16 protein-coding genes, 1 tRNA gene and 1 pseudogene are annotated in these 15713 nt (G+C 48.5%); 4 read left to right on the top strand and 14 right to left on the bottom strand.

Features of this window, described 5'->3' with window-relative positions; all coding sequences use genetic code 11:
* Positions 1 to 56: 56 nt before the first annotated feature.
* On the bottom strand, positions 57 to 992 hold the full coding sequence (locus tag DW085_RS13705; RefSeq protein WP_022359167.1) for a hypothetical protein: 936 nt from the start codon (positions 990 to 992) through the stop codon (positions 57 to 59).
* The gene (locus DW085_RS13700) at positions 989 to 1417 is read right to left on the bottom strand and encodes a hypothetical protein (protein WP_107001300.1); all 429 of its coding nucleotides are present in this window, start codon (positions 1415 to 1417) and stop codon (positions 989 to 991) included. Before DW085_RS13700 ends, DW085_RS13705 begins: the two co-directional genes overlap by 4 nt.
* 580 nt (positions 1418 to 1997) lie before the next feature.
* On the opposite strand from DW085_RS13700, the gene DW085_RS13695 reads away from it, so the two are divergent.
* Positions 1998 to 2474, top strand: coding sequence for a GHKL domain-containing protein (locus DW085_RS13695; RefSeq protein ID WP_182426599.1), 477 nt, complete (start codon positions 1998 to 2000; stop codon positions 2472 to 2474).
* A 40-nt stretch (positions 2475 to 2514) separates the two neighbouring features.
* Here DW085_RS13695 and DW085_RS13690 read toward each other — a convergent pair whose 3' ends face one another.
* The gene (locus tag DW085_RS13690) at positions 2515 to 3009 is read right to left on the bottom strand and encodes a DUF2798 domain-containing protein (RefSeq protein ID WP_117795985.1); all 495 of its coding nucleotides are present in this window, start codon (positions 3007 to 3009) and stop codon (positions 2515 to 2517) included.
* Between the two features lie 516 nt (positions 3010 to 3525).
* On the opposite strand from DW085_RS13690, the gene rpsT reads away from it, so the two are divergent.
* Complete coding sequence (gene rpsT, locus DW085_RS13685; protein ID WP_022358531.1) at positions 3526 to 3789, top strand: 30S ribosomal protein S20; 264 nt, start codon at positions 3526 to 3528, stop codon at positions 3787 to 3789.
* A gap of 189 nt (positions 3790 to 3978) precedes the next feature.
* Here rpsT and holA read toward each other — a convergent pair whose 3' ends face one another.
* From holA to DW085_RS13640, 10 genes and pseudogenes are all read right to left on the bottom strand, one after another.
* Entirely contained in the window at positions 3979 to 4932 is a 954-nt protein-coding gene (gene holA / locus DW085_RS13680) for a DNA polymerase III subunit delta (RefSeq protein WP_347475102.1), read from the bottom strand.
* A gap of 212 nt (positions 4933 to 5144) precedes the next feature.
* A pseudogene (gene feoB, locus DW085_RS13675) lies at positions 5145 to 7504 on the bottom strand (ferrous iron transport protein B).
* A gap of 254 nt (positions 7505 to 7758) precedes the next feature.
* Positions 7759 to 7831: transfer RNA gene (locus DW085_RS13670), tRNA-Gln, on the bottom strand.
* Positions 7832 to 8117: 286 nt separating this feature from the next.
* Positions 8118 to 8378 (bottom strand): hypothetical protein, encoded by a 261-nt coding sequence (locus DW085_RS13665; RefSeq protein WP_182430889.1) that lies wholly within the window; start codon positions 8376 to 8378, stop codon positions 8118 to 8120.
* Positions 8342 to 9571: a hypothetical protein gene (locus tag DW085_RS13660; protein WP_118493218.1), complete on the bottom strand. Its 1230-nt coding sequence runs from the start codon at positions 9569 to 9571 to the stop codon at positions 8342 to 8344. The genes DW085_RS13665 and DW085_RS13660 overlap by 37 nt, the downstream gene beginning before the upstream one ends.
* Positions 9568 to 10158, bottom strand: coding sequence for a sigma-70 family RNA polymerase sigma factor (locus tag DW085_RS13655; protein ID WP_118471852.1), 591 nt, complete (start codon positions 10156 to 10158; stop codon positions 9568 to 9570). The genes DW085_RS13660 and DW085_RS13655 overlap by 4 nt, the downstream gene beginning before the upstream one ends.
* Positions 10159 to 10278: 120 nt before the next feature.
* Positions 10279 to 10845: a tRNA pseudouridine synthase A gene (locus DW085_RS13650; protein ID WP_347475101.1), complete on the bottom strand. Its 567-nt coding sequence runs from the start codon at positions 10843 to 10845 to the stop codon at positions 10279 to 10281.
* Positions 10806 to 11033, bottom strand: coding sequence for a hypothetical protein (locus tag DW085_RS20645; protein ID WP_347475100.1), 228 nt, complete (start codon positions 11031 to 11033; stop codon positions 10806 to 10808). The genes DW085_RS13650 and DW085_RS20645 overlap by 40 nt, the downstream gene beginning before the upstream one ends.
* Positions 11034 to 11059: 26 nt before the next feature.
* Positions 11060 to 11629, bottom strand: coding sequence for a VanZ family protein (locus DW085_RS13645; RefSeq protein WP_118493216.1), 570 nt, complete (start codon positions 11627 to 11629; stop codon positions 11060 to 11062).
* A 44-nt stretch (positions 11630 to 11673) separates the two neighbouring features.
* Complete coding sequence (locus DW085_RS13640; RefSeq protein WP_118493214.1) at positions 11674 to 12849, bottom strand: aminotransferase class I/II-fold pyridoxal phosphate-dependent enzyme; 1176 nt, start codon at positions 12847 to 12849, stop codon at positions 11674 to 11676.
* Positions 12850 to 13370: 521 nt separating this feature from the next.
* Here DW085_RS13640 and DW085_RS13635 point away from each other — a divergent pair.
* Both DW085_RS13635 and DW085_RS13630 read left to right on the top strand, forming a co-directional pair.
* A complete protein-coding gene (locus DW085_RS13635) occupies positions 13371 to 14225 on the top strand; it encodes a 4Fe-4S binding protein (RefSeq protein WP_118493212.1) in 855 nt (284 codons plus the stop codon).
* Positions 14226 to 14290: 65 nt separating this feature from the next.
* Positions 14291 to 14635: a cupin domain-containing protein gene (locus DW085_RS13630; RefSeq protein WP_118493210.1), complete on the top strand. Its 345-nt coding sequence runs from the start codon at positions 14291 to 14293 to the stop codon at positions 14633 to 14635.
* Between the two features lie 110 nt (positions 14636 to 14745).
* Here DW085_RS13630 and DW085_RS13625 read toward each other — a convergent pair whose 3' ends face one another.
* A complete protein-coding gene (locus DW085_RS13625; protein WP_284525747.1) occupies positions 14746 to 15639 on the bottom strand; it encodes a LysR family transcriptional regulator in 894 nt (297 codons plus the stop codon).
* Positions 15640 to 15713: the final 74 nt, after the last annotated feature.

The raw sequence follows: 15713 nt of genomic DNA, 5'->3' as shown, positions 1-15713 counted from the left end.
GTACATATGACCCGTCACGCATTTCTTTTAACAACAAGTTTCTTTTATAAAATAGTCTATCTTCTCTTTACTTTATTGATTTCCTGTACCTTTACATCCGTCCTCGAGATCGCAATCTTTGGAACCGCTTTCACATAGTAATAATAATCGTCATCCTCAAACTGCGTGTACTCGGTCCGGCTGTAATCGACCGAAAAAACAAACAGCTGATAGATCAGCGATGCAATGACCGCACCAATCATTCCCACAACCAGCTCCGGCACTGACACCGGAACGCCAAAGCGGAAATCGCCGATAAACACAACCAGAATCTGTAAAATAAGGCCAGCTCCGATCGCGATCCCCCAGGAGTAGTTGATCGACAGTTTCTTGAGCACACAGACCGTCAGCGCCCCCAGGCAGCATGCCGCAATCATGACAAGCATCGCCGGGTTTGCCAGCAGGTTTTTGATGACCTGCGCCAGCATCTGCGTGATCTCAGTCTGCTCACTGCCTGCCAAGAAGCTTCCGTTCTGCTTCACATACAGAATCACGTAGTACAGAAAAATCCCACAGCTCATCGGAATCACCGATACGAGGCTTCCAGTCAGTCCGAGAATCATCGGGACTGCAAACGGCACCTTCAGAAAAAACAAGATCGGCGTTACAATCAGGTACGCGCTGTCACCCGGCTGAAATCCGTAATACAGCAGCACCACGATCAGAAGGAACACCAAGGTGATGAGCGCCACTTCCATCGATGCTGCAAAGAGCTGTGCCAGCAAAAAAATCCCAATCAGAAACGCAATGGCTCCAAATGGGAGAAATGCACATATAATTCCCGCAAACAGCGGCACCAGACCGCCGCTCAGTTTCGGCATCAGTCCGATGTTCTGGTTAATCAGAAACACCGCCGCAAAGGCAGTTATAAAACGCAGGAATGCATTCACAAATGCACTGTATCTCGCATAGAAAGCCTTGAGTGCTTCTTTCCCTGCAAGGAGTCCTCTCATCTGCCTCTCCTCTCTCTCTCCATTTTTCTGGCGCGCCGGTGTATATCGTAGCGCTTATCCAGATGTTTCAGTTTCGCTATGTAGATCCGGTTCATCCTTTCCTCGTACTCATACCGCCCGCCATACACGATGATCGTCAGGACGACATACAGAAAAAGCCCCCCGAGGTATAAAGCTCCTCCTCGAAAAGCCAGTCCCTTCAGTTCATCCATTCCTATCGAACTCAGAACTACTTCTACATTAAATAATACCCACATTCCAAAGAGAAGTATGCTGCACAATGTATAGCTTATAAATCCCCGGAGCAGATTGCGGCTGATATAGTCGCTTTTAAAATACTGATTGACTGTTTTCATCTGGGAAGCATGCTTCTTCTCAAACAGTGCCAGTTCGGTCATTAATTTTATCTTGTCTTCGTTGAGCATACATGGTTCCTTTTTTATATATGCCGCGCTTCCGGTCCGATACGTCCCGTTTCTGAAACCGCTGCGCCAAAAACGCATTCTTCCATAAATTATAACATAACTTTTTTCTCTTGGCGAGGGGGCGGGGGGATTTTTCATAGGTTTTTCATAAATTTGTAAGGGATTGTCAGACATCAAAAAAGAGCTCTGCCGATCACACATTTTCGCATGATCGGCAGAGCGTATCAAGTCTGTTTCATAAGATGTAAAAACTATGCCTTTTTTGCTTCTTTTTATGTTATGATACTTTTATGATGATACCAGGGTCAAAAGGTCAGAAGTTCGACGCAAGCTTGCTTGCAGGAGCATTTTTGACCTTGGGACCCGCCAAAAACATGAGTAAGTAGCCATTTTTCAAAGAAAAATGAGCGAATTACGAATGTTTTTGAAGATTGCGGGAGCATATAGTGCGGAGCATCTGGTATCAGAGGGGTCAAAATGCCTTTTGACCCCAACATCTTTATGATATTAGGATCAAAAGGTTCGAAACATGCGTAAGCAGCCTTTTCCCAGACAATCAGAAGAAAAGAGGGATTTTGTTTTGAAAATCGCGATTGTAGATGGTTTGTCCAGTGTATGGGTGCAATACCTCGCGCTCCCTTGCTTTGGCGTTTTATTTAAGCTGATAGTAGACGCCGAGATCGGAATGATTTTATTTCTATATTTATTTATCATCGATTATCTGTTGGTCGTGCGTGCCGCCGCTTTCTGCATCTGTCAGGCGCTCTTCGGCTACAACTTTTTCTCCTGTCAGACCGGGTGTTCCAGCTCTGAAAACACGCCGCCTTTCATCCGTCTCTCCGCGGTGCAGACGGGTACCTCCACCCTGTCCATCACCACGGACAACACCAGCGCATTCAGCCCTACCTGGATGAATGAAAAACTGGTATCGACCAAACCTGCTGGAAGCGGCATCGGAACCGAATCGATCCGCATGATCGCCGAACAGTACCACGGCGATGCGCGGTTTGAATGGCGGGACGGCGTATTTTATGCTTCGGTATTGCTGAATCCGTAATGACACAAAAAGGGGATATCCAGTTTTTTCTGCTATCTCCCTACATAACCGGTTCCTGCAGCACGGTTCCCTCCGGGAATGCGGTACGGAACACGCGGCGCACCAGCGGACCTGCTACAATGAGCTGGAACGGAAGCGCCATGATGATGTTCTTCGGAATATTGGTCAGCCAGATGATGAGCAACTGGCTCCATGCGCCGGATTTCACGCAGGCTTCCAGACCGCCATATAAGGACATAACAAATACCATCGGAACGACCATGCAGCAGGAGATCGTGATTACTTTACGAAGTGTGCTGCTCTCCGGTGATACAAAGTAACGGAACGCAATTCCCTTCGCCGGACCGGACACGATGAACCAGTCAAACAGAAACGCATACACGAATGCAAACGGGAATCCGATCCATCCTTCGCGGATCGTTTCCAAGGATAAATGTCCCATATGAAGGGTTACATTGTACATACTCATCCAGAGTACCATCGTGAAACACATGATAACGGAATAGATAAAACTTTCTCTCTTATTTCTTGGCATTTTCCTTCTCCTCCTATAAAATAATTGCTTCTATCCAGATGCAACGGCAAATCAGTCCGACACACCCACGCACAAGATGCTGTCCGTGATAAATTTCACAAAATAAAAGGCAGCAGAAATCGGAAACTCGTTTCGATCTCTACTGCTGTATGCAATCTCACTGCGTTTTTTCAAACTATATTCGATTTGGGTTACGGTTCGCTATTATAACGTCTTTTTTCCATTCGTGTAAGCACTTTTTTTATTTTTTCACAATTTCATCATATTGAACGATCAATTTTTTTATTTTTTATTCCGCTTATGCAACTTGACAAGAGCTGCTTTTTCAGCTCCCCTTTCATTTTTTCCGAATTTTTCCCTAAAAACAGGCAAATAGATATTGACAATACTGCCTTTATTCGATAGAATGTAATAGTATGTTTACATTGAACTGTCCGTGTCCAGGCTTTAATGCAAACCAAATACAAAATGAATTACGAATCAAAATAAAAGAATTTATGATGGAGGTACACTACATTGGCTAACATTAAATCCGCAAAAAAAAGAATCTTAGTTGCAGAGACAAGAGCTGCAAGAAACAAGGCTATCAGATCCAAAGTTAAAACTGCTGTTAAGAAAGTAGAAGCTGCTGTTGCTGCAAAAGATAAGGCTGCTGCACAGGCTGCATTATTAGCTGCTACCAGCGAGATCGACAAGGCTACTTCCAAGGGCGTATACCACAAGAATACAGCTTCCCGCAAAGTATCCCGTCTTTCCAAGGCTGTAAATACTCTGGCTTAATTATCCAGAGCGGATCTTTCGAATTATATATTAAAAATTAACCCAAATTAAAAAACCATTATTCTGTGGGTGTGACAGAATAATGGTTTTTTGTTGCTTCTTTTCCAGCCGGGTCCGGCCGAAGAACCGCTGATTCTGATGCTGGCACTGCCCTTTAGAATCAGCGCACGGAACTTCTGGGCTGACTGATCAGCAGCTCCACCGCCAGCCGGTCGCCATCCGCCCGGTCTTGACTGCCTCCTCGGCATCCACGCAGGTCTGCACATAGGAAATGAGCTGTTCTTTCGTAAATGCCGCCGCCTGGCTGCTGAGTTTTCCGGCTACGAACGGAGGTACTTTCAATTTCGAGGCAACCGTCCCCCGGTCTGCGCCGGACGCCTGCAATTCTCGCACCAGCAAAAGCTGGTTAAACTGTCTGGCAATCAGGAACAGGATCCGCATCGGCGGCTCCCTGAGTGTCAGCAGGTCTTCGTACAGATCCATCGCCCGCTTCGTCTTTCCCGCCGTGATCGCCGCTACCATGTCGAAGATCTTGTTCGTGATCTGCACGGTCGTGATGACTTTCACATCCTCTGCCGTCACTACCTCACTGCCCATCGTGTAGGAAATGAGTTTTTCCAGCTCCATCCGGATGTTTTCCATATCATCGCCGACGCGCTCCAAAAAGAGATTCATCGTGGAGGGCGTGATCTTCCGCCCATTCTGCGCCAGGATCGTCGCCGCCCATCTGGCGAGCTGCGCGCTGTCCTGCCGCTTCATCTCCGCAATGTGACCCAGATCCTTGACCTTTTTGTAGAGTTTGTTTCGCTTATCGACCGCCTCCTCCACAAATACGATGCAGGTCGTGTCCGGCATCATCGGCAGATACTCCGCCAGCGCCTCCGAAGAAGTCTTGAAAAATCCGCTGTCCTCGATCAGAATCAGACGCCGCTCGCTGAAAAATGGCATCGTGTCCGCCAGACTGATCAGCTCGTTCACATCCAGCCCTTTTCCCTCGAAATAATTGTAGTTCATCGTATCATCGCCCGAGATCGCCGCCCGCAGCTTCTTTTTATAACTCTGCTTCAAAAACGCCTCTTCGCCGTATAGCAGATAAACCGGCTTAAATGTGCCATTTTTGATGTCTTCATTGATCGTCTGCATTAACTCCGTCCCCGCCTCCTGGTTCTATTCGATAAAAACAGATCCATTTTTTCGAATGACTGTCCATCCGGTTACTTTCCTGTCTATTTTTTCACTTCCTACTATTATAAACATTTTTCTAAAATGTTGTCTACTGTAAACCCATAAAAAGAATAAAACAGCAGCTCCTTTTGTTACTTGAAATTTTTCCTTGGTTCACTTTCTGTCAAAACCTACATTACCATCCCCAGCAAAAGATAGACCGCATACGCTACGATCCACGCAATCACGCACTGCGCCATCACGACAAAGCAAGCCCATTTTCCGCCCAGTTCGCGTCTGACCGATGAGATCGCTGCCACGCACGGCGTATAGAGCAGGCAGAAAACCAGCAGACTGACCGCTGAAAGAGGGGTCAGAATGTCACGCAGGCTCTGAGTCGTCCCGAACAGAACCGACAGCGTTGATACAACACTCTCTTTTGCCATAAATCCGGTCAGAAGTGCCGTGCAGACACGCCAGTCGCCTAATCCCATCGGCGCAAACAGTGGTGCAATCACACCAGAAATAACCGCCAGAAGACTCTGCTGGGAATTGGACACAACATTCAGGTGCAGATCAAATGTCTGAAGGAACCAGATTAAAATCGTCGCCACAAAAATAACCGTGAATGCTTTCTGCAGGAAATCCCTTGCCTTTTCCCAGAGAAGCTGGGCGACATTGCGCGCCCCCGGCATCCGGTAGTTCGGAAGCTCCATGACGAACGGAACGGCTTCACCCTTAAATAAAGTTGTTTTAAGAAGCATTGCCATCAAAATTCCCATCAGGATTCCCAACAGATAAAGTGCAATCATAACAATCGCCCCATGATGCGGGAAAAATACAGCGGTAAAAAACGCATAAATCGAAATCTTGGCGGAACAGCTCATAAACGGAGTCAACAGGATCGTCATTTTTCGATCTCGCTCCGAAGAAAGCGTCCGGCTTGCCATGACTCCTGGTACCGTGCAGCCAAAGCCAATCAGCATCGGCACGATGCTCCGTCCGGAAAGGCCGATCTTTCGAAGCAGTTTATCCATCACAAACGCCACACGTGCCATATAACCGCTGTCCTCTAAAAGTGACAGGAAGAAAAACAGCGTCACAATGATCGGCAGAAAGCTCAAAACACTTCCCACGCCATTGCACACACCATCGATCAGCAGGGAATGGAGCACCGGATTGATACCGGCCGCTGTCAGCGCTGCGTCTGCCCGCTCTGTCAGCCATTCAATCACCAGTTCCAGACCATCTGAAAGGACCGCGCCAATCACATTAAATGTCAGCCAGAATACCAGACCCATGATTGCAATAAATGCCGGAATCGCCGTGTAGGTTCCGGTAAGAAGACGGTCAATCTTCACACTTCGCTGGTGTTCCCGGCTTTCCCTCGGTTTGACGACTGTCTGCCTGCAGACTTTTTCGATAAAACCAAACCGCATATCCGCAATCGCAGCTGCCCGATCCAGCCCGCGTTCCTTCTCCATCTGGCAGATAATATGTTCCAGCGTCTCTTTTTCATTCGTGTCCAGATTCAGACGCGCCTCAATCTCCTCATCGCCTTCTGCCAGCTTTGATGCAGCAAAGCGCACCGGAATACCCGCATTCTGCGCGTGATCTTCGATCAGATGCATAATGCCATGCAGGCAGCGGTGCACCGCACCACCGTGATAATCCGCATCACAGAAATCCTGCCGTCCCGGTTTCTCCTGAAAATGCGTTACATGAAGCGCATGATCGATCAACTCTCCGATTCCTTCATTCTTTGCCGCTGAGATCGGGATAACCGGAATTCCCAGTTCTTCCTCCAGTTCGTTGACACGGACAGAACCGCCGTTCTGGCGCACCTCGTCCATCATATTAAGCGCCAGAACCATCGGAATATCCAGTTCCAGAAGCTGCATGGTCAGATACAGGTTGCGCTCAATGTTTGTCGCATCCACGATATTGATGATTCCCTTCGGGTGCTCCTGCAAAATAAACTGGCGCGTCACCAGCTCCTCATTCGAATATGGCGATAAGGAATAGATTCCTGGCAGGTCGGTCACTTTCGTATTTTCATGTCCGCGGATCGTGCCATCCTTCCGGTCCACCGTCACACCCGGGAAATTCCCCACATGCTGATTGGATCCGGTCAGCTGGTTAAAAAGCGTCGTTTTGCCACAGTTCTGATTACCTGCCAGGCAAACGTCAGGACGATGCCATCCGGCAATGGGTGTTCCTCCGCCTTTGTATGGTATTTTCCACCTTCTCCGAGTCCAGGGTGATCGATCGCGCGCGCCATCGGAATCCCATGTTCCTTTTTGTCCGCTGCTTCGGTTCCTGCCTCGCGTACATTCTCAATCTCTATCTTCTCTGCATCCGCCAGGCGCAACGTCAGTTCATAGCTATGAATCCGCACCTCAACCGGATCGCCCATCGGCGCATATTTTACCATCGTAACCGATGCAGTCGGAATCAATCCCATATCCAGAAAATGATGCCGCAGTGCACCTTCTCCGCCAACTGCCCGAACGGTTGCAGTTTTTCCTATTGGTAAATCCTTTAATGTCATTCTCTGCCTCCATCTCTCTTCATTAGTCAAACTCATTGTATGTCATCAGGCTTCTACATCCGCCTGATTTTGAAGCAAAGCATAGAGAGAAAAATACTATTGAAACTTTTTCTCAATTATGTTTCCAGATAAGTCTATTGTACTTTAGGGAATTTGTCAATCGTTGGAATCTTTAAGAATCTACCAATCAGAAAAAAATAGAAAAGATAAAAGAAAAACAGCAAGGATGAATCATCCTCACTGTCTCAAAATAGCTGGGCTACAAGGATTCGAACCTTGAAAATGACGGAGTCAGAGTCCGTTGCCTTACCATTTGGCGATAGCCCAATCTTTTATTTCATAGCTGTCTCAGCCACATTTATTATTATATCATAAATTTTTGTTTCGTCAAGTATTTTTTTCAAACACTTATGTTTTTTTGAACAATTATAATTGTTTACCAGTTCGAAACATTTTACAGTCTCGTAATGCCCCGGATATTTTTCCGTCACGAGGCTTCCTGCAAATAATTCTAATGGTTCTTAAAATTCCTGCTGCCCGAATCCAACTTCTGATAACTCCAGACATATCATGGTTCAGGCAACAGGAATCATATATCCTCATACACTCCGCTTTAATTAGCTGACTCCGCATCTGTCTTCGTTTCTTTTTCCGTCTGCTTTGTCTCCATCTGACTGTACTCTGTCTCCGAGTGCGTGCTCTCTTTTACTGCTTCTGTCAGTGTCTCCGGCGCACGGGATGTCTCGGACGGCTTTGTCTCCACTGTCTCATCATCCGCATCGTCGTCATCCTCATCAATCAGATCGTCCGCAATATCCGGCGTCTCGAAATAGCCTTTTACCGTACCAAAGGAACCGCCGTCCCGCACTGCCACTCCGCCGAGCGTAAACGTGCACTCCGTATTGGCTGGAAGCCTTTGACGTGAATCTCACAGGAGGTTCCGCCTGTGTCCGTGATTCTCGCCGAATAGCTCTGACCGTCCGGATCTACCACCGACACGGTCGGATTTTTCCATTTAACCTTTTCCTTAAAAACGATGTTCAGCGAACCGCTCTCGTAATCTACATAGTCAATCTTCGCTTTCTTGCCTCCCGAATCGACTTCTTCCTCGTCCTCATCTGCTGCGGCGGTTGTCTCCACCGGGCGTACTGCAGTCGATGGCTGTTCTGCCGGCGTCGGTTCATTTTCCGGCTGACCGGTGCTTTCCACGGTCGTCTCCGCTAAGGTTTCTTCCTCGGTCTGCGGCAATGTCACCTCACGAACCAGAGCCGCATCCGTCTCAATGGTGCTGTCCGTCTTCGAATAACCTACCGTATAAGCACGATCCGCGATCTCCCGCGCAATCTCTTCCATCGTCATACCGGAAAATTTTTTCATATCATTTTCGGTCAGGTCGTTGTCACGGATCAGCTCCCGCAGAAAATACGCTTTTCCATAAGAAATATTGTATTTCTCCGCCAGATCCTGAATCTCCCCGGTTACCTTCATCCGCTGGTCATAGACAACCGCCTGTACCGCGTGTTCCTGCAGGGAAGACTCTACATCCCCTACGACATCCTGACGCAATGATGATGCCTTTTTCTCATTCTCATTGGACACGGTAACCAGAATCGCATTGTCCAGTTCATCCAGATAACCATTCCGGACCATCGAACCGATCAATGCGTTGACCGCAATATCAAGGTCTACATTTTTCAAATTCATATCATCCAGGATCGTCTCCGCATCCTCATTAAGCGGATTCGCCTGCAATACTTTCTCGTTCCGGTTGACGGAAAGCTCAATACTCGGATTGACATCGATGCCAATCACCGAATCGACACGGTGATTCTGGTAAAATGAAACACCGCCTCCTAACACAGCCACACACAGGCAGGCGGCTGCTGCCATCGCCACGGTCCTCATCCGGCGGTACATCCGTACACGGCGGGATGGTTTTACATAGATCTCCTGTGGCGTCGAGAGATCGATTTTATCGAATACGTTGGGAGTCAGGGTGTCCATCGCCGATCGCAGATGTGACTCAATCTCATCCTGTTCCCACGCTGTTTCAGAGTGATCGGTCAATGTACTCCCTCCTCTCTCAGGTGTTTTTTCAGTTTTTTCATAGCACGGTTGTACTTGGAAAGCACCGTTGCCAGCGGCATCTCCAAATCTGCCGCGATCTCACGATGTTTTAACCCCGCTGATGTCCGCAGAAGTACAATCTGCCGTTCTTCTTCATTTAATATTTTGAGTGCTGCGTGTAATACCATCTTATCCGCAGCATCCTCTATCTGGGGACAGAATTCCCCTGTCTCCATCTCAGAAAGATCCGAAAGCCCGATATCCGCTTCATGCTTCTGGTCACGGAAACGCATATAGCAAAGATTTCTAGCGATCGTAAACATCCACGCCAGCGGTTTGCCCTGCGACTGATAGCTTCCAGCCGAAGTCCAGACCTTTAAATAAAGCTCCTGCATGACCTCCTCAGAGTCCTGCGGATTCCGCAAAATCGACAGAATAAAACCGTATATAGTTTTATCCGTATTCTGATAAAGCTGCTGAAACGCCGCCTTATCTCCCTCTGCCACTCGCAAAAGCAGCTTTTCATCGCTCATCTTATCATAGGCGACCGTCTCTTCCATGGTCGTTAAAAGCCCCATCAAAAACATGGACGAAATTTCCTTTCTATATAACTTAATGCAGATAAACCAGTTCTTATTGCATTTGTTATGAATTTTTTCTGATTCCTGTCCAGCTCCTCGCAGCAGCTGGCAAAAATCAATGCAGCTTTATTCATACTCGACCCGTTCCAGAAAAAGCCCCTCCGGCGGCGCCGTAAAGCCCGCCAACGCTCGGTCACAGGAAAAAAGCGTCTCCGCCACCGATTCCGGTGTCCGCTTATGAAGTCCTACCTCTATCAGTGTTCCGGTCAGGATTCTTACCATATTATATAGGAAGCCATTGCCACGAAAATGTAGTTCGCACACACTTTCCCGCATGGCAATCTCGATGGCAGTGAGATTCCGCACCGTCGATTTTTTCATCCGTTTCAACGAGCAGAATGCTTTAAAATCGTGCTCACCTGTCAGATACGCAGCCGCCCGCCTCATGGCCGCTATGTCCAGAGGTTCCCCCAGACCGTACACATATCGGCGCTCAAATACATTTTTCTTCGCTGCCGTCTCAATCCGGTAGCAGTACGTCTTGGAAACAGCATTTAAACGGCTGTGAAAACGCGTTCCCGCCTCCTGTGCCGATAAAACAGCGATATCATCCGGGAGATAGCGGTTCAGGTACGCTTTCAACTCCTCCGCGCTCATCCCGGCACAGGACGCCGGAAGATGGAAATTCGCCACCTGTCCCCATGCGTGGACGCTGCATCTGTCCGTCCGGAACCGTGCACCTCTACCGTCTGCCCCGCCATTTTCTCCAGAATCTGCTCTAATTTTCCCTGTATCGTCTTGTCCGTGTTTCCCTGCTTCTGCCAGCCGTCGTAGCGGCTTCCGTCGTATTGCAGGGTGATTTTTATATTTCGATCCGACATATTTTTTCTCCATGTGTTATCTATCTTCATTCTTTCTTTATTCGCAAATATATCCGCCTCGCTGCCAGATACAGCACCGTTCCAGTCAGTGCTCCCGCCATATCCAGCCATACATCGCTGATCTGCCCGGAACGTCCTTCGGTAAACAGCTGAATCGTCTCATCCAGAAACGGGACCGCAAAAATAGCGATACGATGGATTTCCAGCCATACATGTCCGTCCGGTGTCAGCGCACACATTCTCCCAGTCCCATCTCCCCGATCAACCAAATCCTCTATCCGCATTTTTTCTGAGACAGTCCGGTTCCTGCGCACACAGGCATCACTCTGTCTAAGCAGCATTCCCAGCCCTGTATACTCAATAAAATGAGCACATTTGCGCACAATATGCTCGGTCAGCCATGGTACGGCTATTCCGGTATCTGCTGCCAGCTTCTGCAAAAGCCGGAGAACCCGTCCGCTCTCCGCCGATGACTGTACTGCCGGACGCATGGAATTGGAGTAGATAAACAAAATATATAAAATTAAAACAATATGCCAAATCCAGACCGTCACCAGGACTCTCTGTCTTCCCCGGATATTTTTTTCCACATTCATCTATAAATTCCTGTATCCATTCTATCTTCTATTGATTTATATCTTTACTGATTGGATTGTAAAATGCCGCTCTCTGCAATCCGGCGCACCGCCAGCGCAATCGCATCCTCGTCCTGCACCAGTGCCATCCGCACATGACCTTCGCCCGACGGTCCAAATGCGCTGCCCGGTGTCACCAGAACACCTGCTTTTTCAAATAAAGCCTTTACAAACTCCAGTGAATCCGTAAATCCTGCCGGGATCGGCGCCCACACAAACATCGTGCCTTCCGGTTTTTCCATCTTCCAGCCGATGGATGCAAGTCCGTCGCACAGACAGTCGCGCCGTCTCTCATATGCCGCCCTCGTCGAAGCCACACAGCTCTGGTCACCGCTGATCGCCGCGATCGCCGCTTTCTGAATCGGCAGGAACATACCATAATCCATGTTGGATTTCAATGTTTTCAGATGACTGACCACTTCCTCATTTCCCACACAGAAGCCGACGCGCGCGCCCGCCAATCCGTACGTTTTTGACAGCGAATTAAACTCCACGCCGACCTCGCGTGCGCCCGGAAAACGCAGGAAACTTCCGCAGGTTCTTCCGTCAAACACAAGCTCACTGTAGGCGTTGTCGTGAAGAACGATAATATCATATTTCTTTGCAAATGCAATCAATTCCTCATAGAAACTGTCTGGAGCCAGCACCGCCGTCGGATTGTTCGGGTAGGAAACAATCATAAATTTCGCTTTCTGAGCGACTTCCTCCGGAATTTCCTTCAAATCAATGATGTAGTGATTTTCCTCGCGCTGCGGCATATAGTAAAGCTCTGCCCCCGCCAAAGACGGACCATCCGCAAACACCGGATAACACGGATCCGGCACCAGAACCACATCCCCCTCATCCACAATCGAAAGTGCAATGTGCGCCAGTCCCTCCTGGGAACCGAGCAAAGAGCAAATCTCTGTCTCCGGGTTCAGCTCCACTCCATAGCGGCGCGCATACCAGTCGGACACTGCCTCCAGAAGTGCCTGCTGATCCTGAATTGCATACAGGTAATTTTCCGGTACCAGACAGGCTTCGCTGAGCGCCTTTAAAATATGCGGTGCGGGGGCAATATTCGGTGCACCGATGCTCAGATCAACGATCATCTCCCCCTCTTCCAGTTTTTTCTTCTTCATCTGCGCCAGCATGGAGAACACGCCCTCGCCAAACCGGTCCATTCTATTTGCAAATTTCATCTTGTGTTGTCCTTTCTTGAAAGAAATCTCCGATTTTCTTTCCTTTTCTATTTCTATTTTTATCTCTATGAATCCTCTTTAAAACTCTAATAATTCCCATCCGCCCGATCACTCTGTCAAATGACTTATTCAACCAGTTCCACCAAATCACATCGAACTGCCCTCGCTGAATCTTATCAATCCAGCTTTGCATCATCAGGCTATATAAGTATTAATTATAGTACATGGATATGGGAAAGTAAAGGGAGGATAACAGCTCTCGCCAGCTACCCGATAGGCATTCAGGTTACTGTTCACGCATACGTGCCCAGTAATACATTCGGCAGACGTCCATCAAGCATTCAAGCGTCTATAACTTTTCAAAAATGTTGTAAAAACAACGGACTTTTCTATGCCGGACGATTATACTTATCATGTACTTAAGAAAACAAAAAAATCAAAATAGATATTCTGACATATCTCATCCTTTCATGTATGAAGATCGGTCAGATGCACATGAATAAGAAAGACGAGGAATTTATATGGTACGAAGAATTGTAGAAATTGATCAGAAAAAATGCAACGGCTGCGGTCTCTGCGCTTCCGCCTGTCATGAGGGCGCGATCGGCATGGTGGACGGTAAAGCAACCCTTTTAAAAGATGATTATTGTGACGGCCTGGGCGACTGTCTGCCAGCCTGTCCGACTGGCGCGATCTCCTTTGTCGAGCGCGAGGCGGCGGCTTACGATGAGGCGGCAGTCCAGGTCCACATGGCAGCACGCAAAGCAAAGCAGGTATTAGAGGCAAACGCAGCGGCAAACACATCCGCACGTTCCGAAGCAAAACCGGCGACACCGGCATTTGGCGGATGTCCTGGATCCATGAGCCGTTTTCTGAAACGTCCTGACACAGCTGCTTCCCATGCATCCTCAGCAGCCACATCCACAGGCGGTCCTGGCAGTGCTGCTTCCGCTATCACACATGACAATTTTTCTGAATCCGCTGCTTGTGACCATTCAGAAAACACCCCAATAAGCGTTCTGTCCAACTGGCCAGTTCAGATCAAATTAGCCCCGATCCGCGCCCCGTATTTCGACGGTGCCAAACTTTTGGTCGCTGCCGACTGTACCGCTTACGCATACAGCCGCTTCCATCAGGACTTTATCCATGGTAAAATAACTTTGATCGGATGTCCAAAGCTTGACAGCATCGACTACTCCGAAAAGCTGACCGAAATCATCCGCAGCAACGACATCAAGAGCGTGACCGTTGTCCGCATGGAGGTTCCGTGCTGCGGCGGTATCGAGCACGCCGTGAAAAAAGCCCTGCAGGCAAGCGGAAAATTCATTCCGTGGCAGGTGACGACGATTTCGATTGATGGAAGGATCTTAGATTAACCCTTTTTCTGAGAATCTGCACATTATAAACAACTATAAATCTTTTATTATGGAGGAGGAACACCATGGAATACCCATATATCAAAAACATCACCCATGAAAAAGTTCAGACTTTAACCAGTCTGGTAAATGCCGAAGACGGTCAGATCGTCAGCAAGACACTGGCGCAGAATGAGGCGGTCAGCGTTACCCTGTTCGCATTCGCAAAGGGCGAGGAGATCTCCACCCACGATTCCACCGGCGATGCGATGGTAACGGTTCTGGAAGGCACCGGACGTTTTACCGTTGACGGCGTTGAGCATCTCGTTCATGCCGGTGAAGTGCTCGTCATGCCGGCGAAAAAGCCGCACGCGGTGTTTGCGCCAGAGGCATTTAAGTGGATGCTGACGGTTATTTTCCCATTTTACTAAAAATCTTATCATCCATCCAAAAACAGGCATACCGCAAGATTCTTGAATCCCTTCAAACAAAGACTCTGCGATATGCCCGTTTTTATTTTTACTAATTATCTTAAAACCAATTACTTACTCCACGTACTCATGCGTCTCCACCCACTGCAGCAGCTTTTCAATCGCCGGATTCGGGTTGCTCTGACGCCATGCGATCTCAAAATCAAGTTCTTCCGGCTGCCGTCCGCGCGGAGAAGCGGAACCACTACCAGATTCCGCGCATTCCGATAATGGCGGACGGCATATTCCGGGAGAATCGCCACGCCAAATCCCGCTGACACCTCCAGAAGCACCGTCTGTACCTCCCGTTCACGCGCCACGATATTCGGTATAAAACCGCCCTTATTGTAACAAATCAATACTTCTTCCGCCTCATCGTTGGAACGTCCCTGCGGCTGCATGATGATAAAGTCTTCCCGCGCCAGATCACGGTACATCAGATGGCTCTCTCCCGCCAGCGTGTGTCCCGGATAAAGAACCGCCATCATCGGAAACCGTTTGAGGAATCGATGCTTTAAATCCCCGTAATTCTGCGTGTACAGAGACAGATTAAACGCAAGATCGCAGGTTCCATTATCTAACAGCTCATAGAGCGCACTCATATTTTCCCGCAGCAGATGAATCGAAATATTCGGGTACGCCTCATGAAAACTTCTGAGCGTCTCCGAAAAACGGCTCTGCTCATATCCCCGGATAAATCCGATCGTCAGCTCCCCAGCTACGCCTTCCGCTGCCGTCCGCGCGAGCTTCGCCGCCTCCTCGGCGCGGACCAGAATCGCCCGCGCCTCGTTCAGATATACCTTTCCCGCCGCCGTCAGCTCGACATGGTGCTTGTCCCGCACAAAAAGCGGCACCCCGATCTTCTCCTCCAACGACTGAATCTGCAGCGTCATCGCTGTCTGCGAAATAAAACATTTTTTCGCGCCCGCGTAAAATTCAGCTGCTCCGCCGCCGCCACAAAATATTCCATCTGTTTTAAATTCATCTTATTTCCCCATTTCTATATCCTATATGTAATCGCGTCTTTTCGATCGAGCAG

Origin of the sequence: Clostridium sp. AF50-3, assembly GCF_003477445.1 — a bacterium.
GTDB classification, from domain to species: domain Bacteria; phylum Bacillota; class Clostridia; order Lachnospirales; family Lachnospiraceae; genus Otoolea; species Otoolea fessa.
This window is presented reverse-complemented; position numbering and strand designations above follow the sequence as displayed.

Excerpts from the sequence above, each read along its gene's own strand:
- DW085_RS13690 (WP_117795985.1), bottom strand. The coding sequence starts at position 3,009 with ATGCCAAGAAATAAGAGAGAAAGTTTTATCTATTCCGTTATCATGTGT.
- DW085_RS13655 (WP_118471852.1), bottom strand. The coding sequence starts at position 10,158 with ATGTTTTTGATGGGGCTTTTAACGACCATGGAAGAGACGGTCGCCTAT.
- DW085_RS13635 (WP_118493212.1), top strand. The coding sequence starts at position 13,371 with ATGGTACGAAGAATTGTAGAAATTGATCAGAAAAAATGCAACGGCTGC.
- DW085_RS13705 (WP_022359167.1), bottom strand. The coding sequence starts at position 992 with ATGAGAGGACTCCTTGCAGGGAAAGAAGCACTCAAGGCTTTCTATGCG.
- DW085_RS13630 (WP_118493210.1), top strand. The coding sequence starts at position 14,291 with ATGGAATACCCATATATCAAAAACATCACCCATGAAAAAGTTCAGACT.
- DW085_RS13645 (WP_118493216.1), bottom strand. The coding sequence starts at position 11,629 with ATGAATGTGGAAAAAAATATCCGGGGAAGACAGAGAGTCCTGGTGACG.
- DW085_RS13700 (WP_107001300.1), bottom strand. The coding sequence starts at position 1,417 with ATGCTCAACGAAGACAAGATAAAATTAATGACCGAACTGGCACTGTTT.
- holA (WP_347475102.1), bottom strand. The coding sequence starts at position 4,932 with ATGCAGACGATCAATGAAGACATCAAAAATGGCACATTTAAGCCGGTT.
- DW085_RS20645 (WP_347475100.1), bottom strand. The coding sequence starts at position 11,033 with ATGTCGGATCGAAATATAAAAATCACCCTGCAATACGACGGAAGCCGC.
- DW085_RS13640 (WP_118493214.1), bottom strand. The coding sequence starts at position 12,849 with ATGAAATTTGCAAATAGAATGGACCGGTTTGGCGAGGGCGTGTTCTCC.